Annotated in this window: 29 protein-coding genes; 9 read left to right on the top strand and 20 right to left on the bottom strand. The window is 68.5% G+C overall.

Annotated features, from left to right (window positions below):
* Window positions 1-22: 22 nt before the first annotated feature.
* Window positions 23-172 (bottom strand): hypothetical protein, encoded by a 150-nt coding sequence (locus BWI15_RS39370; protein WP_168197305.1) that lies wholly within the window; start codon window positions 170-172, stop codon window positions 23-25.
* A gap of 174 nt (window positions 173-346) precedes the next feature.
* Here BWI15_RS39370 and BWI15_RS13530 point away from each other — a divergent pair, with 174 nt between their 5' ends.
* The 6 genes from BWI15_RS13530 to BWI15_RS13555 all read left to right on the top strand — a co-directional run bounded on the left by BWI15_RS13530 (window position 347) and on the right by BWI15_RS13555 (window position 4,901).
* Window positions 347-1,105 carry an SDR family NAD(P)-dependent oxidoreductase gene (locus tag BWI15_RS13530; RefSeq protein WP_077014640.1) on the top strand — a complete coding sequence of 253 codons (759 nt, stop codon included), beginning with the start codon at window positions 347-349 and terminating at the stop codon, window positions 1,103-1,105.
* A 53-nt stretch (window positions 1,106-1,158) separates the two neighbouring features.
* Window positions 1,159-2,058 carry an AraC family transcriptional regulator gene (locus tag BWI15_RS13535; protein ID WP_077014641.1) on the top strand — a complete coding sequence of 300 codons (900 nt, stop codon included), beginning with the start codon at window positions 1,159-1,161 and terminating at the stop codon, window positions 2,056-2,058.
* A 40-nt stretch (window positions 2,059-2,098) separates the two neighbouring features.
* A complete protein-coding gene (locus BWI15_RS13540; protein ID WP_237771264.1) occupies window positions 2,099-3,064 on the top strand; it encodes a GlxA family transcriptional regulator in 966 nt (321 codons plus the stop codon).
* Window positions 3,065-3,147: 83 nt separating this feature from the next.
* Window positions 3,148-3,804, top strand: a complete 657-nt coding sequence (locus BWI15_RS13545; RefSeq protein WP_077014643.1) for an HD domain-containing protein — start codon at window positions 3,148-3,150, stop codon at window positions 3,802-3,804.
* An 11-nt stretch (window positions 3,805-3,815) separates the two neighbouring features.
* On the top strand, window positions 3,816-4,202 hold the full coding sequence (locus BWI15_RS13550; RefSeq protein WP_077014644.1) for a hypothetical protein: 387 nt from the start codon (window positions 3,816-3,818) through the stop codon (window positions 4,200-4,202).
* Window positions 4,203-4,373: 171 nt separating this feature from the next.
* Entirely contained in the window at window positions 4,374-4,901 is a 528-nt protein-coding gene (locus BWI15_RS13555) for a sigma-70 family RNA polymerase sigma factor (protein ID WP_077014645.1), read from the top strand.
* A gap of 13 nt (window positions 4,902-4,914) precedes the next feature.
* Here BWI15_RS13555 and BWI15_RS13560 read toward each other — a convergent pair whose 3' ends face one another.
* From BWI15_RS13560 to BWI15_RS13570, 3 genes are all read right to left on the bottom strand, one after another.
* Complete coding sequence (locus tag BWI15_RS13560; RefSeq protein ID WP_077014646.1) at window positions 4,915-5,187, bottom strand: hypothetical protein; 273 nt, start codon at window positions 5,185-5,187, stop codon at window positions 4,915-4,917.
* A 144-nt stretch (window positions 5,188-5,331) separates the two neighbouring features.
* Window positions 5,332-6,189 (bottom strand): NAD-dependent epimerase/dehydratase family protein, encoded by an 858-nt coding sequence (locus tag BWI15_RS13565; protein ID WP_077014647.1) that lies wholly within the window; start codon window positions 6,187-6,189, stop codon window positions 5,332-5,334.
* 223 nt (window positions 6,190-6,412) lie between these two features.
* Entirely contained in the window at window positions 6,413-7,288 is an 876-nt protein-coding gene (locus BWI15_RS13570; RefSeq protein ID WP_077014648.1) for a LysR family transcriptional regulator, read from the bottom strand.
* A 283-nt stretch (window positions 7,289-7,571) separates the two neighbouring features.
* Between BWI15_RS13570 and BWI15_RS13575 the strand changes: the two genes are divergently transcribed.
* Window positions 7,572-8,009, top strand: a complete 438-nt coding sequence (locus BWI15_RS13575; protein WP_077014649.1) for a nitroreductase family deazaflavin-dependent oxidoreductase — start codon at window positions 7,572-7,574, stop codon at window positions 8,007-8,009.
* Between the two features lie 80 nt (window positions 8,010-8,089).
* Here BWI15_RS13575 and BWI15_RS13580 read toward each other — a convergent pair whose 3' ends face one another.
* The 9 genes from BWI15_RS13580 to BWI15_RS13620 form a co-directional block, all read right to left on the bottom strand.
* Window positions 8,090-8,968, bottom strand: a complete 879-nt coding sequence (locus BWI15_RS13580) for a helix-turn-helix transcriptional regulator (RefSeq protein WP_077014650.1) — start codon at window positions 8,966-8,968, stop codon at window positions 8,090-8,092.
* A 154-nt stretch (window positions 8,969-9,122) separates the two neighbouring features.
* The gene (locus BWI15_RS13585; RefSeq protein WP_077014651.1) at window positions 9,123-9,884 is read right to left on the bottom strand and encodes an SDR family NAD(P)-dependent oxidoreductase; all 762 of its coding nucleotides are present in this window, start codon (window positions 9,882-9,884) and stop codon (window positions 9,123-9,125) included.
* Between the two features lie 31 nt (window positions 9,885-9,915).
* Window positions 9,916-10,530, bottom strand: coding sequence for an SDR family oxidoreductase (locus tag BWI15_RS13590; RefSeq protein WP_077014652.1), 615 nt, complete (start codon window positions 10,528-10,530; stop codon window positions 9,916-9,918).
* A gap of 14 nt (window positions 10,531-10,544) precedes the next feature.
* Entirely contained in the window at window positions 10,545-11,687 is a 1,143-nt protein-coding gene (locus BWI15_RS13595; protein WP_077014653.1) for a thiolase family protein, read from the bottom strand.
* Window positions 11,684-12,097, bottom strand: coding sequence for a Zn-ribbon domain-containing OB-fold protein (locus BWI15_RS13600; protein ID WP_077014654.1), 414 nt, complete (start codon window positions 12,095-12,097; stop codon window positions 11,684-11,686). The genes BWI15_RS13595 and BWI15_RS13600 overlap by 4 nt, the downstream gene beginning before the upstream one ends.
* A gap of 25 nt (window positions 12,098-12,122) precedes the next feature.
* Entirely contained in the window at window positions 12,123-12,926 is an 804-nt protein-coding gene (locus tag BWI15_RS13605; protein ID WP_077014655.1) for an enoyl-CoA hydratase/isomerase family protein, read from the bottom strand.
* A 1-nt stretch (window position 12,927) separates the two neighbouring features.
* Window positions 12,928-14,148, bottom strand: a complete 1,221-nt coding sequence (locus BWI15_RS13610; RefSeq protein WP_077014656.1) for a CaiB/BaiF CoA transferase family protein — start codon at window positions 14,146-14,148, stop codon at window positions 12,928-12,930.
* Window positions 14,145-15,326 carry a CoA transferase gene (locus tag BWI15_RS13615; protein WP_143465551.1) on the bottom strand — a complete coding sequence of 394 codons (1,182 nt, stop codon included), beginning with the start codon at window positions 15,324-15,326 and terminating at the stop codon, window positions 14,145-14,147. The genes BWI15_RS13610 and BWI15_RS13615 overlap by 4 nt, the downstream gene beginning before the upstream one ends.
* 2 nt (window positions 15,327-15,328) lie before the next feature.
* The gene (locus tag BWI15_RS13620; RefSeq protein ID WP_077014658.1) at window positions 15,329-16,663 is read right to left on the bottom strand and encodes an SLC13 family permease; all 1,335 of its coding nucleotides are present in this window, start codon (window positions 16,661-16,663) and stop codon (window positions 15,329-15,331) included.
* A 202-nt stretch (window positions 16,664-16,865) separates the two neighbouring features.
* On the opposite strand from BWI15_RS13620, the gene BWI15_RS13625 reads away from it, so the two are divergent.
* Window positions 16,866-17,684: an IclR family transcriptional regulator gene (locus BWI15_RS13625; RefSeq protein ID WP_077014659.1), complete on the top strand. Its 819-nt coding sequence runs from the start codon at window positions 16,866-16,868 to the stop codon at window positions 17,682-17,684.
* A gap of 88 nt (window positions 17,685-17,772) precedes the next feature.
* Here the strand turns inward: BWI15_RS13625 and BWI15_RS13630 are convergent, their stop codons facing one another.
* The 5 genes from BWI15_RS13630 to BWI15_RS39375 form a co-directional block, all read right to left on the bottom strand.
* Window positions 17,773-18,948 (bottom strand): XdhC family protein, encoded by a 1,176-nt coding sequence (locus BWI15_RS13630; RefSeq protein ID WP_077014660.1) that lies wholly within the window; start codon window positions 18,946-18,948, stop codon window positions 17,773-17,775.
* A 200-nt stretch (window positions 18,949-19,148) separates the two neighbouring features.
* Window positions 19,149-21,356: a xanthine dehydrogenase family protein molybdopterin-binding subunit gene (locus tag BWI15_RS13635; RefSeq protein ID WP_077014661.1), complete on the bottom strand. Its 2,208-nt coding sequence runs from the start codon at window positions 21,354-21,356 to the stop codon at window positions 19,149-19,151.
* Window positions 21,353-22,342 (bottom strand): FAD binding domain-containing protein, encoded by a 990-nt coding sequence (locus BWI15_RS13640; RefSeq protein ID WP_077014662.1) that lies wholly within the window; start codon window positions 22,340-22,342, stop codon window positions 21,353-21,355. Before BWI15_RS13640 ends, BWI15_RS13635 begins: the two co-directional genes overlap by 4 nt.
* Complete coding sequence (locus BWI15_RS13645; protein ID WP_077014663.1) at window positions 22,329-22,865, bottom strand: (2Fe-2S)-binding protein; 537 nt, start codon at window positions 22,863-22,865, stop codon at window positions 22,329-22,331. The genes BWI15_RS13640 and BWI15_RS13645 overlap by 14 nt, the downstream gene beginning before the upstream one ends.
* 621 nt (window positions 22,866-23,486) lie before the next feature.
* Window positions 23,487-24,056 carry an alpha/beta hydrolase gene (locus BWI15_RS39375; protein ID WP_168197306.1) on the bottom strand — a complete coding sequence of 190 codons (570 nt, stop codon included), beginning with the start codon at window positions 24,054-24,056 and terminating at the stop codon, window positions 23,487-23,489.
* A gap of 570 nt (window positions 24,057-24,626) precedes the next feature.
* On the opposite strand from BWI15_RS39375, the gene BWI15_RS13660 reads away from it, so the two are divergent.
* Entirely contained in the window at window positions 24,627-24,866 is a 240-nt protein-coding gene (locus tag BWI15_RS13660; protein ID WP_077014666.1) for a hypothetical protein, read from the top strand.
* Between the two features lie 417 nt (window positions 24,867-25,283).
* Here BWI15_RS13660 and BWI15_RS13665 read toward each other — a convergent pair whose 3' ends face one another.
* Entirely contained in the window at window positions 25,284-25,601 is a 318-nt protein-coding gene (locus BWI15_RS13665) for a hypothetical protein (RefSeq protein WP_077014667.1), read from the bottom strand.
* A 55-nt stretch (window positions 25,602-25,656) separates the two neighbouring features.
* Window positions 25,657-26,163, bottom strand: coding sequence for a MarR family winged helix-turn-helix transcriptional regulator (locus BWI15_RS13670; protein ID WP_077014668.1), 507 nt, complete (start codon window positions 26,161-26,163; stop codon window positions 25,657-25,659).
* Window positions 26,164-26,240: the final 77 nt, after the last annotated feature.

The following is a 26,240-nucleotide window of genomic DNA, read 5'->3' on the forward strand; positions in this document are numbered from 1 at the left end:
CGCACTCGCTCACCGATGAGCTCTACCCGACGATCTCCACCCCGGCCACGGCGACCACGAAGCCGGTCACGATCAGCGTCGTACCGATCACCAGGCGGTACCGCAGCGTGGCCACCAGGCCGCCGAGCACGGCGGCCAGGCCCACGATCCAGATCAGGACCCCGATGCGCATCCCGGCACCCTAACCACCGAAAACCGCGGCTCTGCCCGTCCTCACAAGCCTCTAACAAACTCCTGATCGACCAGCAGCAGGATCGGGCAAGAACCGAAGAGGATCGGTCTGTCCGCACACAGTGCCGGCTTGGTTGCCTGGAGGAGTCACATTTTCACGGCCAGGAGGCACATCATGAAGGTAGCCGTCGTCACCGGCGCCAGTTCGGGCATCGGGCAGAGCGCTGCCATCCAACTCGCCGAGCGCGGAAGCGGCGTCGTCCTCACGTACAGCTCGAACGAGCAGGGCGCCAAGGAGACTGTCGCACGCATCGAGCAGTCCGGCGGCAGCGCCGTTGCGCTGCACCTCGACATCAACGACACCGCCGGCTTCCCGGCCTTTCGGGACGCGGTGGCGGTCGCCGTACGCGACACCTGGCAACGCGACACGGTCGACCAACTGGTCAACAACGCGGGCTTCGCCGGCATGGGGATGATCGAGGACACCAGTGAGGACGAGTTCGACCGGCTGACCCGTGGCCTGTTCAAGGGTCCGTTCTTCCTCACCCAGACGCTGCTCCCGCTGCTCGCCGACGGTGCCGCCGTCGTCAACGTCACCAGCACCGCGGCGCGGACCCACGTGACCGCACCGGGCTACTCCGTCTACGCGGCGCTGAAGGGCGCGATGGTGGTGCTCACCCGCTACCAGGCCAAGGAACTCGGTCACCGGCGCATCCGGGTCAACTCGGTCGCTCCCGGCGCCACGCAGACCCGCTTCGCCGACGACGCGTTCGCGAAGAATCCGGAGATCATCCCGGAGCTGGCCCGGACCTTCGCGCTGGGCCGGATCGGTCAGCCGGACGACATCGGCATGGTGATCGCGATGCTGGTCAGCGACGAGGGCCGCTGGATCACCGGGCAGGACATCGAGGTGTCCGGCGGCCAGAACCTCTGATGGTCACAGGACGGGGTGGGCGCCCGAGGCCGCCGACGTGCTCCACTGGGCGTATGCCGGTGGAGGAGATGCGCGCGTTGCTGGACCGGCACGCCCGCCCCGACCTGGGCACGGCCATCGCCGGCGTACAGGTCTGCAGGTTCGAGCACACCGATCCACCGGTCTCGGGGATGTCCGGGACCGTGCTCGCGGTCATCGCCCAGGGTGGCAAGCGCCTGGCTTTGGGTGAGCGTCTGTGCGAGTACCGCGCCGGCCAGTACCTGGTCACGTCCGTCGATCTGCCGGGGACAGGACAGGTGATGGACACCGCGCAGCCGACGCTGGCCTTCGGCATGACGCTGCACCCGGCCGACATCGCGGCGCTCCTGCTCGAAGCCGACCCGGACGACCTCCCGGCCGCACCCCGCACGCCACAGGCCGGCGTCGCGGTCACCGACGCCCCGCCCGAACTGCTCGACGCGATCGTGCGCCTGCTCCGCCTGCTGGACCGTCCTGCCGACCGCCGGATCCTCGCGCCGATGATCAAACGGGAGATTCTCTGGCGACTGCTGTCCGGTCCGCAAGGACCGGCGATCCGGCAGCTCGGGCTGGCCGACAGCAGCCTCACCCACATCACCCGCACCGTGCAGTGGATCCGCGAGAACTACGCCAAACCCTTCCGGGTCGAGGAGCTCGCCGACCTGGCCGGCATGAGCGTGTCCGCGTTCCACCGCAACTTCCAGACCGTCACCGGGATGAGCCCGATCAGGTTCCAGAAGCACATCCGGCTGCAGGAGGCCCGGCTGTTGCTGGCGGGTCGCGGCGCCGACGTCACCGGAGTCGGCCACGCGGTCGGGTACGACAGCTCGTCGCAGTTCAGCCGCGAGTACCGCCGGATGTTCGGTACGCCGCCCAGCCAGGACGCCGTCCAGCTCCGTGCGCAGCCCGCCGTACCGGCTGCGGCGCTGCCCTAGACTGCTTCGGCAGCGGGGAGCGGGCGAAACTGAGGTGAACGTGAGCGGCCATCACATCGGCATCCTGGTCTTCGACGGTCTGAAGATGCTGGATCTGTCCGGGCCGGCCGAGGTGTTCAGCGAGGCGAACCTGCACGGCGCCGACTACCGGCTGAGCATCGTGTCGGCCGACGGTACGGCGGTCCGCTCGTCGATCGGGATGACGGTCCCGGTCGATCTGGCGGCGGACGAGTGCGTTGCCTTCGACACCGTGCTGATCTCCGGCGGCGACCGGATCCCGCAGCGGCCGGTCGATGAGGACCTGGCGGACGCGGCCCGGACCCTGGCCGCGCGGGCCGGGCGGGTCGCGTCGATCTGCACCGGCGCGTTCATTCTCGGCGCGGCGGGGCTGCTGGACGGCAAGCGCGCCACCACCCACTGGCGGCACACCACCGAGCTGGCCCGGCGGCATCCGACCACCCAGGTCGAGCCCGACGCGATCTACGTCAAGGACGGTACGACGTACAGCTCGGCGGGCGTCACGGCCGGGATCGACCTGGCGCTGGCTCTGCTCGAGGAGGACCGCGGGCCCGACATCACCCGGCTCGTGGCCCAGTCGCTGGTGGTCTACATGCAGCGCGCCGGTGGTCAGTCGCAGTTCTCCGCGTCGCTGCAGGGGCCGGTGCCGCAGACTCCCGTACTGCGACTGGTGATGAACGCCGTGCAGGCGGATCCAGCCGCGGACCACAGCCTGCCCGCGCTCGCCAACCGGGTCCATGTCAGCGAGCGGCACCTCACCCGGATGTTCCGCGCCGAGCTGGACACCACCCCGACCAAGTACGTCGAGCTGATCCGCTTCGACCTGGCCAAGGCGCTGCTGGACTCCGGGCGCAACGCGACCGAGGCCGCCGAGGCTGCCGGATTCCCCAGCTACGAAGCCCTGCGGCGGGCGTTCGCGCGGCATCTCGGGATCTCGCCGACGCGCTACCAGCAACGGTTCCGGACCAGCCGGGTCGACCAGGCCTGACGCCGCGCCGGATGGCCGGATTTGAGGGACTGATGGCCGAGCAGTAGCGGCCGAGGAGGTGGCGCCGCGCACACAGTGGAGCCATGACTCAGACAGCCTCGAACCAGACCACCATCGCCGGCATCACGATCCCCGACAGCCCGCTGGCCGTCGAAGCCACCGAGCTGATCCGCGAGACCACCAACCCGCTGATCTTCCACCACTCCCGCCGCGTCTTCCTGTTCGGCAGCCTGCAGGCCCGCGCCCTCGGCATCACCCCCGATCCCGAGCTCCTGTACGTCGCGGCGCTGTTCCACGACGCCGGCCTGGTCCCGCCGTACCGCAGCGACGACCAGCGCTTCGAGCTCGACGGCGCCGACCAGGCCCGGGCCTTCCTGCTCGACCACGGCTACTCCGAAGCCGACGCGCAGACCGTGTGGATCGCGATCGCGCTGCACACCACGCCGGAGGTCCCGTACAAGCTCGCGCCGGAGATCGCGGCCACCACGGCCGGCGTCGAGACCGACGTACTCGGTATGCGCCTGACCAACCTGCACAAGGCCGAGATCGACGCCGTCACCTCCGCGCACCCCCGCCCGGACTTCAAGCGGCAGATCCTGCAGGCCTTCACCGACGGCTTCAAGCACCGTCCCGACACCACTTTCGGCACCGTCAACGCCGATGTCCTGGAGCACTTCGTCCCCGGTTACCGCCACATCGACTTCGTCGACGTCATCCAGAACTCCGCCTGGCCCGAGTAAAGAAAGCACCGATGAACACGGCAACCATCACGACCCACGACGTCAGCTTCGAGCACCAACTCGTCGACCTGGCCCGCTACGCCCGCAAGGCGGCAACCGATCCCGCTTTGACCGGTCCCGGCACCACACTCCCCCTGCGCGACTGGCTCACCTACCTCGCCGACGACCTGCAGCACCACGCCGACACCTTGCGCCTGCCGACCACCGAAACCGGTGATGTCGCCCCCGCCGAAGAGCACCCGCTCGTCGCGATCAAGCAGGCCCTGGAACAACTCGGCAACACAGCACGCCACCGACTGATCGCAGTCCCCTCGGGATCCACCGAGGCCCACCGGCTGGACGAGCTGGTGCAGTCGCTCGACATGCACTGGTGGGTCTGCCACCGCGCCGCCGCCTGACCGCGGCGCGGTGCCCAGGCCGCAATGCTCGTGGGCCCGGGCCGGGCACTGGGGACAGCCGACCAGGGGGAATCCCGGGGGCGATCAGCGCCCGGACCGTGGACCGTGGAAGGTGAGCCGGCGGCAACCAGCCGCCGGCACCCAGCCACCACGGAACGCAAGAGGTGTGTCATGGACAACCTGCAGTCCTGGGAAGAGATCGTCCGGGCCCACTCGGCGCGGGTCTACCACTTCGCCTACCGCCTCACCGGCAACCGGCACGACGCGGAGGACCTGACCCACGACGTGTTCGTCCGGGTCTTCCGTTACCTGCACACCTACCGGCCCAACACCTTCGAAGGCTGGCTCTACCGGATCACCACCAACCTGTTCCTCGACCAGATCCGGCACCGCCGGCGCCTCCACATCGACGAGCTCACCAGTGACCTGCAGCACCGGCTCCCCGCCCACGACCTCGACCCGGCCGAAGCCTTCGACCACCGCACCCTCGACCCCGACGTCCGGGGTGCACTGGCCGAACTCGATCCGCGGCTCCGGGCAGCCGTCGTCCTGCGCGACATCGAAGCCCTGTCGTACAAGCAGATCGCCGCGGTGCTCGGCGTCGAGGTCGGCACTGTCGGCAGCCGGGTCCACCGCGGCCGGGCCCACCTGCGAACCACCCTCGCCCACCGGGCACCTCGGCCGCGAGCCCTGACCTGACTCCCTTGTCCGGCTAGTCGTCGTCGAGCTCGGACCGCTCCCGGCTGTCGCGGGTCAGGTTGCTGCGGTCGTCGGCGGCCGAGAGCCGGTCGACCTTCGAGTCCACCCGATCCATCCCTGCCGACAGTCTGGCCTTGTGTCCAGGGCTGTAGTCGCCGTCACCGAGAAAGGCCTCCAGGCTGGCAGCTCTGTCCCGGTCGTCGGCGGCCACGTCGCGCTTGTCGGCCAGCCTGTCGCGCTCGTCGGCGGCCGCGACGATCGCGCGGTTCTCCTCATCCCGGCTCACCTGCGCGGACTCTCTGGCCGCGGCCTTCTTCTCGCGCGTGTCCAGCGCGCTACCCGCAGGCCACGAACTCGCTGCTCCTGGTCACCACCAACAGCACACTGCTCTCTGACCCTACGCCCAGAACCGCGTCCAGGCGGTGGAGCGTCAGGACTGCGCCAACACGGCCAGCGGGTCGGTGTGCCGGGGTGACCATCCGAGTTCCCGCTGCGCCTTCGCCGGCGTGAACTGCTGGTCAAGTGCGAACGCGTCCGCGATGGGCCCCATTTCATCGCGGGCTTGGTCCAGGGTGATCGAGACGGTCTTGCCGTCCAGGCCGGCCGCGTGTGCGATCGCTTCGGCGACCTCCTTGGCGGTCGGGTTCACCCCACCCACACCGACATAGACCGAACCGGGCGGAGCAGAAAGCGCGGCGACGTAAAGAGAAGAGATGTCGTCGACATGCACCAGCGCCCAGTGGTTGGCGCCGTCCCCGATATAGGCCACGGCGCCGTTCGCTCTGCCCGGCTGGGTGAAGAACACGTCGATCAGCCGGTTGTCGCCGCCGTAGAGCAGCCCTGGCTGAACGATGACCGGGCGCCCACCGTCTGCTGTGCGCGCCAGCACGGCGTCCTCCACGGGTTTGCGCCATGCCACCGCACCCGGTGGGTTCCACGGCGCAGTCTCGTCCTGCACTCCGTGAGTATCGCCGTACACCCAAGTACCGCCAGTGTGCACGTACGGCCCGCCACCCACACCGTCCTGCATTGCGGTGGCCGCGGCGAGATCCTCTTCCCCAGTTGTCGCTTGGGCAAGGTGGATCACCGCGTCCGCGCGCGCCGCGGCGCCCTTCAGAACGTCCAGGTCCGTCAGCTCGCCACGGACCGCGGCCGCACCGGCGGCCACCACGGTTTTCTCGGCGTTCTCACTCCTGGCGAGCGCTTCGACGGTGTGCCCGTGCTCGATCAGTTCAGCGATCGTGGCGCGGCCGATGTAGCCCGACCCACCGGTCAGGAAGATCCTCATCACAGCTCCTCTGTTCAGGTTCGCCTCCACGATGCGCCGAAACCAAGGTCGCCGTCCAAGACCTGTTCGGCGCTCTGTGATACCCGAACGGCATGACTCCGCACTGATAGCCGTGCCACCCGTACCCGCCGCAGGTGACCGATTCGTCGTTGCCTGCGAATCGGGGAAGGCGCTGCCGGAGATCTGCCACCGGATGCGGTGGCCGACCTCGAACCAGCAAGCGCTAGGCCGGGTTCCCGGTGGCGAGGGTGGCGGCGATGTCCGCGAAGTCATCGATGGCCTGCGACTCGCGGACTGCCATCCAGGCCAGGCACACCCGGTTCGGGGCGATGTTCCGAACCGGAACATGCACGACGTCGCCGCGGGTGTAGAAACTGGCGGTGGAAGCCGGAACGATCGAAATCCCGGACCCGGCGGCAACGTGTTCGAGTTTCTCCTCGACGCTGCGAATTCTGGGGACCGGCTCGGCCGTGCCGTCGCGCAACTCCACTGCGATGTCGCGCCATTCGGGAACCGCGTCGGGATCCTGCAGAAGATGTTCTGAGGCGAGGTCGGCAATGTCCACCGAGTCCTTGCCGGCGAGGCGGTGATCGGCGCGCAGCACAACCACCCGCGGTTCTTCGAACAGCGGCCGGACGGTGAGGCCACGCTGATCGACCGGCAGCCGCACGACGCTGACGTCGGCCCGGCCGTCATGCAGTACCTCGACCTGGTCGTCCCAGGTCGTCCGTACCAGCCGCACCTTCAGCTCTGGGTGCCGGTCACCGAAGGCGCGCACCAACTCGGTGACGATGATGCCGGGCATGAACGCGAGCGAAAACGTCGAACCGTCCCGTGCGGCCTCGATCACCCGCCGCTGCAATGCGGCGGCAGCAGCAAGCAGCGGGCGAGCGTCGTCCAGCAACTGACGCCCGGCGACGGTCAGTTCGGTTGTCCGCCGGTCCCGGCGGAAGACCTGGACGTTCAACTCGCTTTCGAGCGCGCGGATCTGACGTGACAACGCAGGTTGGGCAACGTGCAGCCGCTCCGCCGCCCGGCCGAAGTGCAGTTCCTCGGCCACCGTGACGAAGTACCGCAGCTTGCGCAGGTCGACGTCCATCCGAATCCCATCGTGGTCATCCCTTGCCAGCAAGATACGCGAGTCGCACCTTTCGAGCCCACCAGCCAACGGGCTCGCCAGGCAATGCCGACTCGCCCGGGATGATGTCGACCCAGTGCTCTGGCTTCGGGCATCGTCCCGGCCGCTTCGACGGGGTGAGGTCGCTGCGCTCCAGAACAGTCTCGGCGAGCAGTGCGCCGTCGGACCAGCACTTCCCGAGCAAGGAGGCACTGATCCCAGCCTGCAGGATGCGTTCCCGCGCCCCACGAGTATGCTGGATGACATGTCAACTCAAGGTGAGTACGCCCCTAGCCCGTCGCCGTTCGTCTCCGACATGGTGGCCACGATCGAACAAGCCGGTACGACCAGCGTGATCGAGCACGGCAACGGCGTCGTACTGCTGACCATGCGCGGCGCGAAGAGCGGCAAGATCCGCAAGGTGCCGTTGATGCGCGTCGAGCACGACGGCCGGTACGCCGCGGTGGCGTCGCTGGGCGGTGCGCCGAAGCACCCGGTCTGGTACTACAACTTGAAGGCCGACCCGAAGCTCCAGCTGCAGGACGGCGCAACCACCAGCGAGTTCATCGCCCGCGAGCTCGAGGGCGAGGAGCGTGAGGTGTGGTGGACGCGTGCGGTCGCGGAGTGGCCGGACTACGCCGAGTACCAGACCAAGACCGACCGCTTGATCCCGGTCTTCCTCCTGGAGCCGGCCGGCAACTGAACCACCCCGTGCTGGCTATGGGCTGCCCATGGCCAGCACCACCAACGCACTCGGTCACCGGTGCAGGTCCCGGGGCCGAGCTACGACCTGACCGCACCGGCCGCGCCGTCGCCGATGTCGATCTGCTCGGCGAAGGCGCGGAGCTTCTCGTGTGAGGCTGAACCGGTGTCGGCGGTGTAGATGATCAGCGACAGCTCGGGCTCTGCGGGGAGCATCAGTGATTGATAGTTCAAAGTCACCGAGCCGACGGTCTCGTGGCGGAAGCGGTGCGTGCCGTGCGTGTGCCGACATACCCGGTACTCCTCCCACAGCTGTTCGAATTGCTCGGATCTGGTGGTGAGCTCGTCCACCAGGGTCGCGAGCGAAGCCAACCGAGGCCGGCGACCTGCGGTTGCGCGCAGGACCGCGACAGTTTGCGCGGCGATCTCGGGCCAGTCGGGGAAGGTACGGCGGGCCTTCGGGTCGAGGAAGATCCAGCGAGCCAGGTTGCGGTCTGCGATCGGCATGGCGTCGAAGTCATCGAGCAGGACCTTCGCCATCCGGTTGATCGCGACCACCTCGAGAGCGTCGCCGTGCAGCAGTGCGGGGACCGGGTCCAGAGCCTCCACCAGCATGCGGAGGGCCGGCCGGGGCCGGGTCCGGAGTTTCGGCTCGGTCTCCGGCCACGCATCGGCGGGCCGGGCAAGGTCGAACAGGTGCCGGCGCTCGAATTCGTCAAGTCGCAACGCGTTCGCGACCGCGTCCAGAACCTGGGTCGACACGTTGGTTGCCCTGCCCTGCTCCAAGCGGGTGTAGTAGTCAGCACTCACCCCGGCCAGCAACGCCAGTTCTTCGCGCCGCAACCCAGCCAGCCGTCGACCGTTCGGCTGAACAGGTAGACCGAGCTCGACAGGATTCAGTCGGGCACGCCGGGATCGAAGGAATACTCCGAGTTCCATCTGCCGTGGCTCGGCCATCATCTTCTCCGATCACTCCTTGAACGGCTGAGCATCCGCCGGCCACGCGGCTGTGCCCTGCGCCGGCGGACGACCCCTCCGTGCGCGAGGTAGGAGTCCAACTCGAGGCGACCGCCCAGTCGCTTGCCATCAGCAACCAGGCGGGACGGGAGGCCTGTCATCTCTGGCCGGCCGGTCTGGCATACAGACTCTTGCCACCGCAGACGTAAAGTACCTGGCCGGTGATCGTGCGAGCATCCGGCTCGGCGAAGAACCGGGCTGCCCAGGCGACGTCCTCAGGTGCCCCCAGGGTGCCGGTCGGCTGTGCCTGCAGCAGTCGTTCCAGCACCTCGGCGGGTTCGTTGCGAAGCAGCGGGGTGTCGATCAGCCCGGGTGCCAGACAGTTCACGGTGATGCCGTACTTGGCCAGTTCGATCGCCAGTGATCGGGTAGCAGACACGACGCCACCCTTCGAGGTGGAGTAGGCCAACTGCCCGAACCATCCGAGCCACGCCCGGGACGCGATGTTGATGATGCGCCCGGTTTTGCGGGGGATCATGCTGGTGGCCGCTGCCTGCGAGCACAGGAACACACCGGTCTGGTTGATCCCGATGGTCTTGTGCCACTCGTCGTCGGTGATGCGGCGGACGCCGCGGTCGATGCTGATCCCGGCGTTGTTCACCAGGATGTCGACCGGTCCCAGCTCGGCCTCGGTCCGCGCGAAGAGTGCCTCGACCGCCGTTCGGTCGGAGACGTCGACCGGCAGCCCGACCGCGGTACCGCCGTCGGCCGAGATCCGCGCGGCGGCCGTGACGGCCCGGTCCTCGACGATGTCCGCGACAACAACCCTCGCTCCCGCGGCGGCGAACTCCTGCGCGATGGCCAGCCCGATACCGCTGGCTCCGCCGGTGATCACGGCTGTTTTTCCGTCCAGGCTCATGGTTTGTCCTTCGTGTGGTGGCAGGTCCGGGTCAGACGGACAGGCTGGACAGCAGGCTCGCGCCGCCGCAGCAATAGAGCACCTGGCCCGTGATGTAGCCGCTGCGGTCGTCCAGGAAGAACGCGACGGTCCGCGCGATGTCCTCGGCGGTCACGGCGTCCGGCGTCAGCTCGCTGGGTTCGGCCGCGGCGCGCGACGTGCCGGCCTCGGGTGGCACAGCCGCCACCACGTTGACCGTGACGCCGGCCGGGGCCAACTGGAGCGCGAGGCTGCGAGCGGCCGCGACGAGCGCGCCGGAGGCGGCGGCCGCGTGCGGCCGATCGGCCCAGCCGAGCCCGTCGCGGCTGCTGACCACGACGATTCTGGCGCCGCCCTCCGAGCTGGTCGGAAGCCGAGGGCGTACCGACTCGACGAGGTCGAAGAGCTGGTCGACGATCTGACCGGGACGAGCGCCGTCCGCCGAGGCGAGCAGTCCCGGCTCGTAGACCAGCCCGCTGATCGGGGCCTTCGGTACGACGGGGGTCCCCGTTGCGCGCTCGACGCGCCAGCCGGACGAGCGCAATCGTGACGCGATCGCGGCGGCGACCGGTGAGTCGGCGCCCGTCACGATGGCCGCCGGTTGTTCGGGGTGCTGCAGTGAGGTCATCGGATCGCTCTCGTTCAGGTCGTGGTGAGGATGTGGACAGCGCAGGCGCCGTTGTCCACACCGAAGATTCCGCCACCGGTCACGTGGGTGAGCGCCACCTCGGCGCCCGGGACCTGGAGTTCCGCGGCCTCGCCGGTGAGTTGCCAGTACGCCTCGCAGATCTGCGTCACGCCGGTCGCGCCGACCGGGTGCCCGCGCGACAGCAGCCCACCGCTGGGACTGACCGCCACCCGTCCGTCGCGGTCGAAGTCGCCCGCGGCAACCGCTTTGAAAGCCTGGCCGCGGTCGGCGATGCCCAGTGCCTCGGCGTGCAGCAGCTCCGCCACGCTGAACGCGTCGTGCAGCTCGACCAGGTCCAGGTCAGCCGGGCCGATGCCGGCCACGTCGTACGCTGCTTGCGCGGTGCGTTCGGTGATGTCTGGCCAGGTCATGTCCCGGAACGAAGTGTGGAACCGGCCGGACCGCACCACGCTGGCCCGCATCCGGACCCGTGCCGTCGGGAGGTCCTTGGCGAAGTCCTCGGAGCAGAGCAGGACGGCTGCCGCGCCGTCGCTGTTCGGGCAGCAGTGCAGCAAACGCAACGGGTCGGCGATGGGCCGGGACTGCTCGACGTCATCGGGTGAGACCTCCCGCTGGAAGTGCGCGCGCGGATTGGCCGCACCGTTGCGCCGGTTCTTCACCGACACCCGGGTCAGGTCGTCGACGGTGGCCCCGAAGTCGTGCAGGTACCGCTGGGCCCGCATGGCGTACGCCGCCGGCATCACCATGCCCTGATCGATCTCGAGGTCGGCCGTGGTGAGCGGCAGGGTGCCGCCTCCGAAGGCCGACAGATTTTCCGTACCGAACGCGATCACGCAGTCGGCGGTGCCGGCGGCGATTGCCTGCCACCCCAGATGCACCGCCGAAGCGCCGCTGGCACAGGCGTTCTCGACGGTGAACACCGGCTGACCGGAGACACCGACACGCTGAAGGACGCGCTGCGCGAGCAGCGAGCCACCGTACGTCGAACCACCGAAGCCGGTGTCGACCTGCTCGGGTGCAACCCCGGTCCGCGCGATCAGATCCTGCACGGCTCGGTAGCCGAGCTCGGCGGCGGGCAGATCGGGGTGCTTGCCGAACGGGTGGACGGCGGCGCCCGCCACGAAGACCGGCCTCATCGCGCACCTCCGGCGGTCTCGGCGACGAGGTAGGAGGAGAACTCGCCGTTCTCGTCGGCGCCGATCGGTCCGACCCGCAGCGTGACCGGCGTACCGGGTGGGAGCGCCTCGAGCGCGTCCACGTGAGCCAGCACCCGTACGTCACTGATGTCGACGTAGGCCAGGACGTAGGGCGGGCGAAACGCCGCAGGTCCGATGCGGACGACGGTGGAGGCGTAGGCGATGCCGTGGTCGGCGGTGGTCGTCTCTTCGGTGTCGGCCGATGCGCAGCTGGAGCACACGTCCCGCGGAGGGAACCAGGTGCTGCCGCAGTTGTGGCACTTGGTGATGGTGAGAGTGGCATGGTCACCGTCACGGTGGATCCATTCGCCGCCGATCACGCGAGCGTCGGGGATTGCTGGTGTGGTCATCTTCCGTCCTTGGTTTATTGGGCGATCAGCGGCCGTGGTAGTCCGGAGCACGTCGCTGGGCGAAGGCGAGCCGGCCCTCGACCCGGTCTTCGGTGTCGCGCAGCAGGCCCCAGAGCAGTTGCTCGAGTTCGATCGACCCGCTCAGCGGAAGGTCGTCGGTGCGCATGGCCAGGGTTTTCAGGCTCTTGATCGCGAGCGGGCCGTTGGCCGCGATCCGGTCCGCGATCTCCAGCGCGGTGTCGAGCAGCCGATCCGTGGGTACGACGTCGCTCACGAGGCCGACGCGGTGCGCCTCGGTCGCGTCGATGCGGTCACCGGTCAGGATCATCTTCATCGCCACCGCCCGCGGTACCGCGCGCAGCAGCTTCGAGACCCCGCCGACCGCCGGCACGCTGGCCCACCGTGGTTCCGGCAGGCCGAAGGTCGCGTTCTGGCCGGCGATCCGCAGGTCGCAGTCGAGCGCGATCTCGGTTCCCCCACCCAGCGCGTGACCGTTCACCGCCGCGATCAGGGGTTTGTTGATCCGCAGCTGGCTGATCGTGATGGCCCGGACGTAGAGTCCCTCGTCCACACTGCGTTCGTAGGGGTCGAAGTAGGCGGCAGCGAACGGCGTCTCGGGCGGGGGTGTCTGCTTGAGGTCCGCGCCCGTGCAGAAGGCGCGGTCCCCCGTGCCGGTGAGGATTCCCACGGCCAGCTCAGGGTCGTCACGGAACTCGCGCAGGGCCTCGTTGAACGCGCGCATCGAGGCGGGGTCGAGGGCGTTGAGTGCGTCGGGCCGGTTGATCCGGACGACGAAGGTCCGGTCCCGGCGCTCGGTGTCGATCGTCATGTCAGCCCACCACTCCTTCGTGTGCCAGGTCTTCGTACGCCGCGTCGCTCATCCCCAGCAGGTCGACGCAGACGGCACGGCTGTCCGCGCCGAGCAACGGGGCTGGACTGCGCAGCCGCCCAGGGGTCTCGGAGAGCCGGTAAGGGATACCGTCGTAGACGCTCGGACCCATCACGGGATGATCCAGCCGCACCCAGTGGTCGCGCGCACGCAACTGCGGATCGTGGTGGAGGACTCCCTCGGCATCTCGTACCGGTGCGGCCGGAACGCCCCGGTCCGCGAGCGCGGCAGCCAGTGTGTCGGCGTTCCACGCCACGGTCTCGGTCGCGAGCAGCGTGTCCAGCTCCCGGCGGGCGTTCCGCCGTCCATCCGGATTGGCGTACTCCGGACGCCGGGCCAGCGCCGGTGCCTCCAGCACATCGGTCAATGCCTTCCAGTGCTGGTCGGTGAAGACCCCGATCGCACACCACTCGTCGTCGCCCACACACGGATAGACGCCGTGCGGGGCGGCGATCGGATCGTCGTTGGCCATCCGCTCGGTGCTGTGTCCCGCCGCGGCGGCGAGCAGGGCAGGGCCGATGGCATTGACAGTGGATTCCAGCTGAGCCAGCTCGATGTACTCGCCCCGCCCGGTACGACGCCGGTTGCGCAGCGCGGCGAGGACCGCGATCGCGCCGTGCAAGGGATTCGGTACGTGGTCCGGGTAGTTCGTGCCGGTGCCGACGGGCGGTCGATCGGGATACCCGGACAAGCCGAGCAGTCCACCGGCGGCGGCGATGGTGAGGCCGTAACCGCGAAAGTCGCGATGTGGCCCGCTGACCCCCTGCATGGGCATTTCGAGATAGATGATCTCCGGAGTCCGCCGGCGGACGGTCTCGTAGCCGAGGCCCAGCCGGTCCATCGTCCCGGGGGTGTAGTTGTTGGCGACCACGTCGCTGCGGGCGATCAGCTCCAGGGCGATCCGCCGGCCCTCCGGGTGCTTCAGATCGAGGCAGATCGAGCGCTTGCTCGAGTTGCGGTTGGCGAAGTAGCCGCTGCGGTCGGGCCCGGGTTCGCCGTCGCGGAACGGTGCCATCCAGCGGATCGGATCGGTCCGGGTCCGCGACTCGATCTTGATCACGTCGGCACCGTGGTCGGCCAGCGGCTTGGTGAGGAACGGCCCGGCCCCGACCCAGGTGAAGTCGGCCACCCGTACACCGTCGAGAGGCAGCGCGGTCGTCATGCTCGTGTCCTTTCGTGCTCCGGTGTCCCTGAGCGTCGTGGTTCGGCGCCGGCGGCGACCGCCGGTTCGCCCGAACGCGGCCCGACCGGCGCCCCGGCGAACCGATACGGCGGGCCGGGGCAGAGCAGTTGCTCGCCGTCGACCGAGATCGGGACGAAGAACCCCCGCTCGGTCAGTTGCGGACTCGCGAGCAGATCTGCCGGGGTGGCGACCGGCGCGATGCTCACCCCGCGGCTCTGACCGGCCTCGTAGAGCTCCTGCTTCGTCCCGCTGCGCGCGGCGCGCTCGAAGATCGAGCGGAAGATGCGGCTGGCCTCGCTGCTGCGTCGCCAGGACCGCTCCTGCCACTGCGGACCGAGCAGCGTCTCCGCCTCGGCGATGCCCTGGTCGAGAAGCCAGTTGACGAGAGCCGGCCAAGCGAGCGGGCGACCGCCCAGCCCACCAACCAGGTAGACCCAGCCGTCGGCACAGCGGAAGAGACCCGTGCCGGCTTCCACTGGGCCGGCACCGGCTCGTCGCCGGACGGAGCCCTCGAGGTCCAGGTACTGCACGGCGTTCTCCAGCGAGTGCGCGACGGCCTCCTGTGCTGACAGGTCGACCACCTGGCCGCGTCCGGTGGACTCCAGCGACAGGAGGGCGATCAGCGCGGCGGTGGCCGCGTGGGTCCCGGCGATGACCGCGGTTTGATCACCCCAGGCACGAACCGGCTCGCGATCGGGGTCCCCGGCCAGCGCGAGCAATCCGCCCGCCGCCAGCAGGGTCAGATCGCTCGCCGGCCGGTCGGCGTACGGGCCGGTCAGCCCGTAGGGGCTGATCGAGACGTGAACGAGGGCGGGGTTGCGCTGGGTGGTGTCGCCCGGGTGCAGTCCGCGAGCCGACAGCGCGGCCGGGCCTTCGCTGGTGAGCAGCAGATCGGCGGTACCAATGACGGACGCGACGTCGACGTCGGCTTCGCTGACGATGCGTTTGCCGGCCTCCATGAACGCCCAGTTCAGGCTCAGGCCCGACTGGGACAGCGGCGGCCGGTGCCGTTCGGGCCTCTCGGTGACCGGTTCGACCCGGATCACTTCGGCGCCGAGATCGCTGAGCAGCCGGCCGGTGTAAGCGCCGAGCGAGGTGGTGAGATCGACGACTCGCACATCGTCGAGTGGCCCCCGGCAACGGTTGGGGTCGGTCATCGTCACCACCAGCCCGTCGACACGAGGAGCGCCCAGGTGAGGAGTGGGGCGACCAGGACCAAGCTGAATCCCCACACCATCAGGCGCCGGTAGACGAGCGCCTGTTGCTCGGCCGGAGAGTTGGCCACCACCAGCGCCCCGTTCGTCGAGAACGGACTGGAGTCGACCACCGACGCCGAGATCGACAATGCGGTGACCAGGCCGATCGCGCCGACCTCGCCGGAGGCCAGCAGCGGGACAGCGAGCGGGATCAGGGCACCGAGAATGCCGGTCGTGGAGGCGAAGGCGGACACGACAGCGGCGATGAAGCAGACGACGAGCGCGGCGAGCACAGGTGCGGAGATGGAGAGGATGCCGTCACCCAAGTAGCGCACCGTGCCGGCCGACTCCAGCAGACCGACGTACGTGACGATGCCGCAGATCAGCAGCACCACTCCCCAGCTCACCTGACCGAGTGCGTCCTTCGCACCGGCCGGGGCCAGCAGCGCGACGAGGACGGCCACCGACAACGCGAGCAGCCCGATGTCGAGATCGAAGACGAGCGATCCCAGCACGAGCCCGGCCAGGCCGAGGGCGGTGATGGTGCGGTCACGGTCGAGGCTGACGGTGCGGCTCGACGCGGGCGTCCTGGTGGCGAGGCCGCCGGCTGGCCCCCCGGCGGCCGGTGGGCTCGCGGTGGGGTCGGCGTGGGACAGGTCGGTGGCTGGGTCGTCGTCGCACCGGCGCCGTTCGCGCAGCAGTTTCAAGCCGCCGAAGGCGCAGTAGATGACGACACCGAGCAGGACGTTGAAGATCGCGTTACCAAGGAACAGCGCGGTCGGGTTGCCGGGCAGTTGGCTGCGCTCAACGATGCCGTTGGCAATCACGCCGAGCACCCCGAGCGGGGAGAAGTTTCCCGCCGCGGAGCCGTGCACCACCATGAGGCCCATCAGCAGCGGGCTGATGCCGTACCGCACGCCGAGTGCCATGCCGATCGGCGCGATGATCGCCACCGCGGCGGGGCTGAGCGCACCGAAGGCCACCAGGACCCCGCTGAGCACGAACATCACCCAGGGGATCGCCGCCACATGGCCGCGCACCGCCCGGACGGCCCAGTGAACGAGCCAGTCGATGGTGCCGTTGTTCTTCGCGATCGCGAACAAGTAGGTGACCCCGACGAGGATCACGAACAGACTCGCGGGAAAGCCGTCGAGCACGGCGGAGGTGTCCTTGCCGAACACCCAGGTCCCGACCAGGAACGTCGCGACGAGCGCGAGGGCGCCGAGGTTGAGCGACCGGACGGTGCCGATCAGGAAGATCACCGCAAGAACCAGGATCGAGACGAGATGGGGAGACATGAGAACTCCTTGCTGGGCGCCGGAGAGGCGACGTCGCGAAGCCACTTCGTATTTCCGATGCAGACTTCGTGTTCTCGAAGTTAACTGCAGAGCATTGGAAGGTCAAGAGTTCGACTTCGAGTACACGCAGCGAACTTCGAAATCTCGGACCGTTGCGCGCTAAGATCAGGCCAGACCTGTTCCCTGAAGGCTGCGAGGCGTGATGAACTCGGCCCGGTTGGACAGAGCGCTGAAGATCCTGGAATACCTGGGGCATCACCAGGAGGGAGCGGCGCTCAAGCGCATCTGTGACGATCTGGCGATCCCGATGAGCAGTGCGCACGATCTGCTGCACGCATTGGTGGAGATCGGAGCGGTCCGCCTGGCCGATCAGCGCACCTACCTGCTCGGGCCGCGCTCACTGGTGCTCGCGCTGTCGATCGTCGACGCGGTCGACCTTCGGCACATCAGCCGGCCGTTTCTGATCGAGCTGTGTGAGGAGCTGAACGAGAACACCTACCTCGCGGTGCGCAGTGGCAACACGGTCACCTACGCCGACCGTTACGAGGCCGGCCAGACCCTCTCGGTCGTGATGAAGCTCGGCGGACCGCGGCCGCTGCACGGGTCGAGCGTCGGCAAGCTGATCGCGGCGTACAACTCCGACCTGGAAACGCGATTGCTGAACGCTCCGGCACTCGAGCAGTTCACCCCGTTCACTCACACGAACCGCGCCGAGCTCCGCACCGAACTGGCCAACATCCGGTCCCGGGCGTACAGCGTGAGCGACGGTGAGAGCGTCGAAGGAATCATCGGGCTGGCCACGCCGATCACCGATGCCGCGGGCGTGGTCGCTGCCGCGGTCCATGTGTCTGCTCCGCGCGGACGGCTTGCCTCCGATCGGCTTCCCCAGGTGCTGGCCGCGATGTCGCGGACCGCGGCGCTGATCTCCGCACAGCTCGGAGCTCCGGAGACGGCGGTGCACGCGAAGGAACTGCCGGAGATCGTCTCTTCCGAGGCGCAACGAGTGGCTGCGACCGGATGATCTAGCTGGTGGCGAACAGCATCCGGAACCGCTGGGTCACTTCGCGGCCGGGGCCCGGATTCCTCCGCAGCCACGCGATGGACGGCGCCTACGTCGATCTGTTCCGACCACTCGAATGCGCTTCTGGTCCCTCGTCATGGATCGGCCCCGTCAGCTGCGCGAGCGGGGAGGCGGTTGCGCCGGTACGGTGGGCCAGAATTTCGGCGGCGATACTGATGGCGGTCTCCTCGGGAGTGCGAGCGCCGAGGTCGAGACCAATGGGCGCGGACAGGCGGCTCAGTTCTGCCGTGGTGAGGCCTTCGGCGCGCAGCCGGGCCAAGCGGTCGGCGACGGTACGGCGCGAACCCATCGCGCCGACGTAGGCCGGTTCCGGCAAGCGCAGGGCCACCTCGAGCAAGGGGATGTCGAACTTCAGGTCGTGGGTGAGCGCACAGAGCACTGTCCGGGAGTCCAAGCGGCCGCCGTCGGCCTCGGCTCGAAGGTAGCGGTGCGGCCAGTCGACGACCACCTCGTCGGCAGCGGGAAAGCGGGCCGGGGTGGCGAAGATCGCGCGGGCGTCGCAGACCGTCACCCGGTAGCCGAGGAACGCACCGGCCGTGCTGAGCGCGGCCGCGAAGTCGATGGCGCCGAAGACGAGCATCCGCGGTGGCGGCGCGAAGGACTCCACAAAGATCTCGAGCCCTTCACCGAGCCGTTGCCCCGAATCGCCGTACCTCAGGGTCGAGTTCTTGCCCAGGGCAAGCAGGCCGCGCGCGTCGGCGGTGACCACCGCGTCCAGGCAGGGATCGCCGAGTGTGCCGGTCCCCCCGGGTGGTGGCTCGGCCCCTGCAGGGCGCACGACAAGGTGGCGACCGAGGCGGTCGTGGAGGCGGTCCGCTGTGACCACGGCGACGGCGACGGGCCGGCCGGACGCCACATCGGCGGCGACGCCGGACAGCTCGGGGAACGACTCGGCGTCGACGCGCCGGACGAAGATGTCGATCAGGCCGCCGCAGGTCAGTCCGACCGAGAACGCCGTCTCGTCGCTGTAGCCGTATTTCTCCAGTGTCGGGCGGCCTGAGGCGATCACCTCCTGCGCGACGTCGTACACAGCACCCTCGACGCAGCCGCCGGAAACCGAGCCGACGGCCACGCCCTCCGGACCCACCAGAAGCGCCGCACCAGGGGAACGCGGCGCGGACGACGACGTGGCCACCACGGTCGCTACCCCGACCGAGTGGCCGGCTTCCCACCAGCCGAGGAGCTCGTTCAGAACGTCACGCATCGGAGAAGTTCCGATCCAGCCCCGAGGCGCGGTCACAACACTCGACCGGAGCGCACCCTGCGCTACCGAGATAGGTGACCGCGCCCCGGTCTCCGCTCGACGCCGAGGCCACGGCTGTCCAATGGTCCCGCTCGAGGAACACCGGATGCCCGGGCCTGCCGCCGTACGATGCGCTGGTCATGCTGCTTCCGCACCCGGAGTCACAGCAGCGTGTCGAGGGTGATCGGCAGCGAACGAATCCGCCGGCCTGTCGCGTGATAGATCGCGTTCGCGATGGCGGCGGCGACGCCGACCAGGCCGACCTCGCCGACTCCCTTGGTGCCCAACGGAGTCCCGCGATCGGGTGCGCCGACGAACACCACGTCGAGGTCGGGAACGTCGCCGTTCACCGGGATCAGGTAGTCGCCGAACGTCGCGTTGGCGATGCGGCCCGTGCCCGCATCGGTGACCGTGTCCTCGAACAGGGCCTGGCCGATACCGCCCACCGTACCGCCGACGATCTGACTGCCGGCCGTCTTCTCGTTCAGGATCCGTCCACCGTCGATCACCGACACGATTCGCGTGACGCGGACGAGTCCCAGATCGGCGTCCACTCGGACCTCGACGAACTTCGCGCCGAACGCACCCGCCAAGGCCATCCCCAGATCAGCTGCCTTGCCCGGGTCGCTGGCTCCGTCCGCTGTCAGTTCGGTGAGGTTGTGCCGCGCGAGAATGTCCGCGTAGGTCTCACCTTCCAGCGGCGCGTCCAGGCGGTGGATCCGGCCGTCCTCGACCGCCACATCGGCCCGGGTGCAGCCCCGCAGCGGCGACATCTCGTCCTCGTGTACGAGTGTCAGGAAAGAGTCGAGGAGCTGCCGGCACGCGTCCTGGACGGCGTTGCCCAGCGCGCTGGTCAGCCCCGAACCACCGGCCTGGGGCGCGATCGGCATGTCGGAGTCGCCGAGGTCGAAGCGAACCCGGTCGAGCGGAAGTCCGAGGGACTCCGCGGACACCTGTGTCATGACCGTGTAGGTGCCGGTGCCGAGGTCGGCCGCCGCGCTGCGCACGTAGCCGTTGCCGTCGGCGCTGATCGTCGCGCGGGCCTGGCAGGGCGCCTGGTACCACGGGTAGCTGACGCCCGCCACGCCGTACCCGATCAGCCAGTCGCCATCACGCCTCGACCGCGGCTCCGGACTCCGCTGGGACCAGCCGAACCGTTCGGCCCCCACCTCGAAGCACTCCCGCAAGGCTTTGCTGCTCCAGGGCAGTTCGGCCTCCGGGTTGATCTCCGCGTAGTTCCGCAGCCGGATCTCCAGTGGATCGACGCCCACCGCATAGGCGAGCTCATCGATGATCGACTCCAGGGCGAAGTTGCCCTGCGCCTCGGCGGGTCCACGCATGGAGGTGGGGTTCGGGATGTTCAGCCGCGCCTGCCGGTCCCTGGTGAGGACGTTCGGGCAGGCGTAGGCCACCGCCGAGCCCGCCGCGAGAGGCTCGTAGTCGTCGTCCTCCATCGCCACCGCGGACAGGCTGCGGTGCTCCAGCGCAACGAGCTCGCCGGTCGCGGTGGCGCCGACCTTGATGTGCTGGACGCCCTCGGGCCGGTGGCCGACCGAGGTGAACATCTGCGGGCGGGTGAGGACCAGCTTGACCGGCCGCGCGAGGGTCCGCGCGGCGAGCACGGTGAGGATGACGTGGGGCCAGGCGCGCAGTCCGTTGCCGAAGCCGCCGCCGATGAAGGGGACGTGCACCCGCACGGAATCCTCAGGCACCTTGAACACCTGCGCCATGGTGGCCCGCACCATCGAGGGCCACTGCGTCGAATCGTGCAGGGTGAGACGGTCGCCGTCCCAGTGCGCCAGCGTGCAGAAAAGACCGAGGGGATTGTTGGTGTTGTCCGGCGTGGTGAAGGTGCCTTCCACTACCACCTCCGCCGAAGCCATTGCCACCGCAACGTCACCCCTTTGGGTGTCGAGGCCCCACGGATTGTCGAGGATCTGTGCCCGGGGGTCGTCGAGGTCCAGCACCGCCTCGTCCGCCTGGTACTCCGCAGTCACCAGGCGGGCGGCGTCTGTCGCCTGCTCGGCGGTCTCCGCGACCACGATGGCGATGTGCTGGCCGTGGTGCAAAATGCGGTCGTCCTGAAGGGGCGGTGGCGGGGACGCACCCAGCCCGGTCATCGGCCCTCGGTCCAGCCTGGGCGCGTTGAGATGTGTGATGACGGTCAGTACGCCGGGCGCGTCCTCGGCAGCACTGGTGTCGATCCTGGTGATCCGCCCCGCTGCGATGGTGCTCTGGACCAGGGCGGCGTGCGCCTGGCCGGGCACGTCGAAGTCGGACGGGTAGTGCGCCTGGCCTGAGACCTTGAGCGGGCCGTCGACCCGGTTCAACGCCGCACCGACCAGCGGCCGGCTCTGGGTGGCGGTCACGATGACACCTCCGTCACGTTCTGCAGGGTTCGTACCAACGTCCGCTGGGCCAGTTCGACCTTGAACGCGGTCCCCGGGACCGTCCAGGCCCCGGCGAGCGCCGCGGCGGCTGCCGCTCGATACGTTTCGACCGCCGGCGGGGCACCGATCAGCACCTCTTCGGCCGACCTGGCCCGCCACGGCTTCGATCCGACCCCACCCAGACCGATCCGGGCGTCCTGGATCACGCCGTCCTCGATGACGAGCGCGACCCCGGCCGACACCAGCGCGAACTCGTAGGAGACCCGGTCACGGACCTTGAGGTATCCCGACCTCGCGCCTTCAGGGAGCAGCGGGATCTCGATGCCGGTGATCAGTTCGCCGTGGGCCAGCATGTTCTCAGCCACCGGGTCCTCGGCCGACTCCAGATAGAACTCCGTCAACGGAACGCTGCGCCGACCCTGGTCGCCTTGGATGCGGACGACGGCGTTCAACGCCACCAGCGCGACCGCGACGTCGGAAGCGTGCAGCGCGATACACCGGTCGCTCACACCGAGAATGGCGTGCATCCTGGCAGCGCCGGTGACAGCGGCACAGCCTGAGCCGGGTGACCGCTTGTTGCAGGCCGGCACGGACGGGTCACGGAAGTAGCGGCAACGCGTTCGCTGCAGCAGATTCCCACCGATCGTGGCCATGTTGCGGAGCTGGGTCGAGGCTCCGAGCAACAGCGCCTCACGCACGATCGGAAGCCGGGCGACGACCGTGGGGTCGGCCGCCAGTTCCTCCATCGTGGTCAGGGCGCCGACATGGATCGTGTCCGGGCCGTGCTCGATACCGTGCAGCGGAAGACGGGTGATGTCGACCAGCCGCTCCGGAGCCAGCACACCGTCCTTCATCAGGTCGACCTGAGTCGTGCCGCCTGCCAGGTAGGAAGCGAACGGGTCGTCGGTCACCGTTGCCACAGCGGCATCGACGTCTGCCGCGCGGACGTACTCAAAGGCGCGCATCGGAACCTCCCTCGGACGCAACCTGCCGGATCGCCGCGACGATGTTCGGATAGGCGCCGCAGCGGCACAGGTTGCCGCTCATGAACTCGCGGATCTCAACGTCCGTTCTCGTCCGGCCCTCCTCGAGCAGTGCGACCGCCGACATGATCTGGCCAGGAGTGCAGTAGCCGCACTGGAAACCGTCGTGGTCGACGAACGCCTTCTGCAGCGGGTGCGGTTCGCCGTCACGGCCCAGGCCGTCGATCGTCGCCACCTCTCGTCCCTCGCATTGGGCGGCCAGGGTCAAGCAGGCCAGAACCCGTTTGCCGTCCACGTGCACCGTGCACGCCCCGCAGGCGCCCTGGTCGCACCCCTTCTTGGTGCCGGTGAGACCCAGCCGGTCTCGTAACGCGTCCAGCAGGGTCACGCGGGGATCTGCCGACACGGTGCGCTGCTCCCCGTTGACCGTCAGCGTTGTGGTGACTTCGGAGACGGTCCGCGGCGCACCCGCACCCGTCGTCTGTACATCAGGTACATGGGTCATCGTGCCTCGATTCGCTACAGCACCGTGACGGCGCGGATCTGCTCGGCTTGCTGGACTCGTTGCAGAGAATGCGGTGCGGCGCCGTCGCGATCCCAGGCGACCGGCCCCGGTGGGAGGATGCTCCAGTCTCCAACGTCTTCGATGCCGGTGGCAGCGGATAGATGGCTCTGATGCAACCAGGATTGGCAGACCTATGGTCAGCTGGCCTAGGACCAGATCTCCGCCCTCAAGCCGTTCGGGCGCTCCTGACATGGCAAACCTTGCATCGTTTCCCAGGCTGGTCACGAGCCTGGCCATCAGCTTGAGGCCCACGGATGGTCTGTAGTGCCAGCGCGGTCCAGACCGCCCAGGCGAGCCCGATGAACAGGTTGCCCGCGCTGCTGATCGCCAAGCCGATCACCAAAGCACCGGCATGCTGAACCTCGAGCCCCAGCGGGTCAGCAGTGCGTACCCGACCACGAGACCGATCCCGACGCCGGCGTACAGAGTGGCGGCAGCGAAGGCGGTTGGGCTCGGCACCCGCTGTCGCCTGGCAAGGCGAAACCCCCGGGCCGAGAACAACAGCCCGAGGTGACCGCGCACCACCTCCGTCACTGTTACGGCCGTGCCCTCAGCCGGCGGTCACGGCGTACGGAGGAAGGTGAGAAACGTCTGCCGGAAAGCGGACGGCTTCTGGCCTGTGGTGTCGTAGAGAACCGCCTGAGCATGGCCCGACCCGGCGGGCAGCAGGACGAAGCGCGATCCCTTGGTCGCAGCGCTCAGAGACTTCATCTCCGCTACCGACGAGGCCGGGTCATCCTGCGCCAGAACGTAAAGGACCGGCTGCCGAATGCCCCGCGCGACCGACATCGCGGTGACGTCCGGTGCGTCTGCCGTACCGATCGGCGTTGTCACGTCGGCCGGGGACAGCGCGACCACAGCAGAGATCCCGGAGTTCGGCCTGGCCGCGGCGACGAGCGGCATCGAACCGCCCGCCGATGCGCCGACCACCACGACCTCAGTGGCTCCACGTCGACGCAGATCGGCCACAACCGCGAGCAGGTCATCGACCGGCCGGACGTCGTTGGCGCAGGTACTCGCACCGACGCAGCTCTGGTCGTAGCCGACGACATTCAGCCCGGCCTTCGCCAGCCAGCCGATCTCACCGGCCCAGTTGCACACGCCCCGAGATCCCGAGCCGTGCACCAGCACAACTCCCAGGCGCCCGCTGCCGGCTCCGACCTCGTACAACCGGACGTCGCCACTCCCCTTCACCAGGCGGGCGGTCGTTACGTCGTGCTGAGCTGTCTGACCGCACCGCTCGACCAGCGACTGGAGCTGGACCGATGGTGTCGGTGATGGCGACGACTCGATGGTGCGCGGCGTCGTAGCCCCTTCCGAGGCCGCTGTACCGGGCGTTCCGTCCGAGCACCCGGACACCAGCAGACCGGCGAAGGCCAAGGTGGTCACGATGGTCTTGAGTAGGCGCACGGTGACAGATCCTCTCGGTCGGCTGTCGGACCAGATCGTACGCACGGGCGGTATCACCCTCGCCCAGAACCGGATCGCAAAGCGGACGCCGCCGTCCTGCGGAACGTTCCCGAGTTCGTCGTACCAAGCAATGGTGAACCGCACGATACCGAATCTTGAACACGTCCACTATTAGATCGTCATCACACGGAGATCGGTATTTCAGCGGCGTTCATCCCGCGGTTTCCCGCGAACCTGCGGATGTCGCCAACAATCGAAGCTCCTCTGTTGGTCGAACAGATTGGGAGCGAAATGAAGAAGCTGTTCATGGCGGTCGCGGCCGCTGCGGTGGTCGTCGGTGGAGGCGTCGTCACGGCACCCGTCGCGTCGGCGTCGCCGCTGCGTTACTACACCACCTTCTACACCGGTGACACGTATTCCCAGTGCGTTCAGCGCGGCAACCAGGGAATCAGCAACGGCGAGTGGTGGGACTACCAGTGCAGGCTGGAAAGCTACGGGTCGGATCTCTACATCCAGATCAGCCCGAACTGACCGATCCACTGCCCGGCCGCCACGCCCCGACGGGTGGCGGCCGTACCCGATACCAACGCCACACCACTGCTGGCGCCTGTCACTGCAAGCACTCACCGACGCCGCGTCAAGGTGCCCTCGACAATCACCGGAGTTGCTCCGCGGCCCAATTGCCGATGCTGCTCCGTGTGCATCGACCAATTTCTACGGACCGTGAATTGAATTCCGACGGTCCTGGATTTCGATTGACCTCGCAACATACATGCACCCAAGCGCAGATCACGTACGACGGGGCAGACGTGGCGGCGGGTTGCGCATCTGGTCAGCGGCTTCCACGACTACCAAACTGCCGCCCGTCGATATCGCGTGAGGGGCATCGAGGTGCCGCGAAGGACGGGCGCAGCGTTCCAAAAGGTGAGGCTGACCCGTTTCGGCCGATCATGGCCGCAAATCAGTGGGCCCTCCCAGGGGCATACCTGACTCCTTGTCAGCGCCTGATCGACAGGCTCGGATCTCTTCGATCAGCAAGGGGAGATAGGTCCGAGCAGCGGCGATCAAGTCCAGAAACGAGTCGTCGGCGGGGCCGCTGTCTCGCGTCACATAGATGTCCTCGCCGCGGTCCCGATCCTCGCCGACCTGGATGAAACTGTCTCCGGACTCGTGATCCCGTCCCTCAACCATCGCCTTCCAGGGTGGCGGGTCGCAGCGCTGAGACAGGTCGGCCAATCGGTCCAGCAGTTCGTCCGACAACTCCATGTGAACTCCTTCCGTTCAGGCGGATTCACTTCCACGGATTCTTGACGGCCGGCCGTCACGCGAAGTCGTCGGGGACGATGTGCAGTTTCTGTGCGATCCGGGCGAGGGCCTTCTGGTCCGTCGGGTTGAGCGAGTCGAGAACGATCCGGCGTACGGAGCGCAGGTGGGTCGGCGCTGCCTGATGCACGGTGCCGAAGCCGGCCTCGGTGAGTTCGGCGAGGGTGTAGCGACCGTCGGCCGGGTCCGGGGTTCGCACCACCCAGCCGCGCTGCTCGCAGCGTTTGACGACGTTCGAGAGGCGGGAGAGCGACCCGCTGGCGAGGAAGGCGAGCTCTCCCATCCGCAGCTTGCGCCCAGGCGCCTCGGACAGGTGGCTGAGCACGAGGTACTCGAACAGGGTGAGGTTGTGCTCCTGCCGCAGCGGCGACTCCAATTTGCCGGGCAGTAGCAGGACAAGGGAGATCAGCCCCGTCCACGCCGACTTCTCCTGTTCGTCGAGCCAGCGCAACTGCTCGTCCTCGTGTTCGCCCGTACCGCTGCTGGACTCTTTCGTGCTGCTCATGGACCTCTCCACTCTCCCACCACGCGCTATCACTTTGAGCTTGAAGTCATCGCCTGCTAACGTCACTTTACGCGTGA

The sequence above is a fragment of the Kribbella sp. ALI-6-A genome (assembly GCF_001984195.1).
Lineage (GTDB): Bacteria > Actinomycetota > Actinomycetes > Propionibacteriales > Kribbellaceae > Kribbella.

Bases quoted from the DNA above. Each gene is read 5' to 3' on its own strand.
- BWI15_RS39370 (WP_168197305.1), bottom strand. From the start codon at position 172: ATGCGCATCGGGGTCCTGATCTGGATCGTGGGCCTGGCCGCCGTGCTC.
- BWI15_RS13530 (WP_077014640.1), top strand. From the start codon at position 347: ATGAAGGTAGCCGTCGTCACCGGCGCCAGTTCGGGCATCGGGCAGAGC.
- BWI15_RS13535 (WP_077014641.1), top strand. From the start codon at position 1,159: ATGCCGGTGGAGGAGATGCGCGCGTTGCTGGACCGGCACGCCCGCCCC.
- BWI15_RS13545 (WP_077014643.1), top strand. From the start codon at position 3,148: ATGACTCAGACAGCCTCGAACCAGACCACCATCGCCGGCATCACGATC.
- BWI15_RS13550 (WP_077014644.1), top strand. From the start codon at position 3,816: ATGAACACGGCAACCATCACGACCCACGACGTCAGCTTCGAGCACCAA.
- BWI15_RS13555 (WP_077014645.1), top strand. From the start codon at position 4,374: ATGGACAACCTGCAGTCCTGGGAAGAGATCGTCCGGGCCCACTCGGCG.
- BWI15_RS13565 (WP_077014647.1), bottom strand. From the start codon at position 6,189: ATGAGGATCTTCCTGACCGGTGGGTCGGGCTACATCGGCCGCGCCACG.
- BWI15_RS13570 (WP_077014648.1), bottom strand. From the start codon at position 7,288: ATGGACGTCGACCTGCGCAAGCTGCGGTACTTCGTCACGGTGGCCGAG.
- BWI15_RS13575 (WP_077014649.1), top strand. From the start codon at position 7,572: ATGTCAACTCAAGGTGAGTACGCCCCTAGCCCGTCGCCGTTCGTCTCC.
- BWI15_RS13580 (WP_077014650.1), bottom strand. From the start codon at position 8,968: ATGATGGCCGAGCCACGGCAGATGGAACTCGGAGTATTCCTTCGATCC.
- BWI15_RS13585 (WP_077014651.1), bottom strand. From the start codon at position 9,884: ATGAGCCTGGACGGAAAAACAGCCGTGATCACCGGCGGAGCCAGCGGT.
- BWI15_RS13590 (WP_077014652.1), bottom strand. From the start codon at position 10,530: ATGACCTCACTGCAGCACCCCGAACAACCGGCGGCCATCGTGACGGGC.
- BWI15_RS13595 (WP_077014653.1), bottom strand. From the start codon at position 11,687: ATGAGGCCGGTCTTCGTGGCGGGCGCCGCCGTCCACCCGTTCGGCAAG.
- BWI15_RS13600 (WP_077014654.1), bottom strand. From the start codon at position 12,097: ATGACCACACCAGCAATCCCCGACGCTCGCGTGATCGGCGGCGAATGG.
- BWI15_RS13605 (WP_077014655.1), bottom strand. From the start codon at position 12,926: ATGACGATCGACACCGAGCGCCGGGACCGGACCTTCGTCGTCCGGATC.
- BWI15_RS13610 (WP_077014656.1), bottom strand. From the start codon at position 14,148: ATGACGACCGCGCTGCCTCTCGACGGTGTACGGGTGGCCGACTTCACC.
- BWI15_RS13615 (WP_143465551.1), bottom strand. From the start codon at position 15,326: ATGACCGACCCCAACCGTTGCCGGGGGCCACTCGACGATGTGCGAGTC.
- BWI15_RS13620 (WP_077014658.1), bottom strand. From the start codon at position 16,663: ATGTCTCCCCATCTCGTCTCGATCCTGGTTCTTGCGGTGATCTTCCTG.
- BWI15_RS13625 (WP_077014659.1), top strand. From the start codon at position 16,866: ATGAACTCGGCCCGGTTGGACAGAGCGCTGAAGATCCTGGAATACCTG.
- BWI15_RS13630 (WP_077014660.1), bottom strand. From the start codon at position 18,948: ATGCGTGACGTTCTGAACGAGCTCCTCGGCTGGTGGGAAGCCGGCCAC.
- BWI15_RS13640 (WP_077014662.1), bottom strand. From the start codon at position 22,342: ATGCGCGCCTTTGAGTACGTCCGCGCGGCAGACGTCGATGCCGCTGTG.
- BWI15_RS13645 (WP_077014663.1), bottom strand. From the start codon at position 22,865: ATGACCCATGTACCTGATGTACAGACGACGGGTGCGGGTGCGCCGCGG.
- BWI15_RS13660 (WP_077014666.1), top strand. From the start codon at position 24,627: ATGAAGAAGCTGTTCATGGCGGTCGCGGCCGCTGCGGTGGTCGTCGGT.
- BWI15_RS13665 (WP_077014667.1), bottom strand. From the start codon at position 25,601: ATGGAGTTGTCGGACGAACTGCTGGACCGATTGGCCGACCTGTCTCAG.
- BWI15_RS13670 (WP_077014668.1), bottom strand. From the start codon at position 26,163: ATGAGCAGCACGAAAGAGTCCAGCAGCGGTACGGGCGAACACGAGGAC.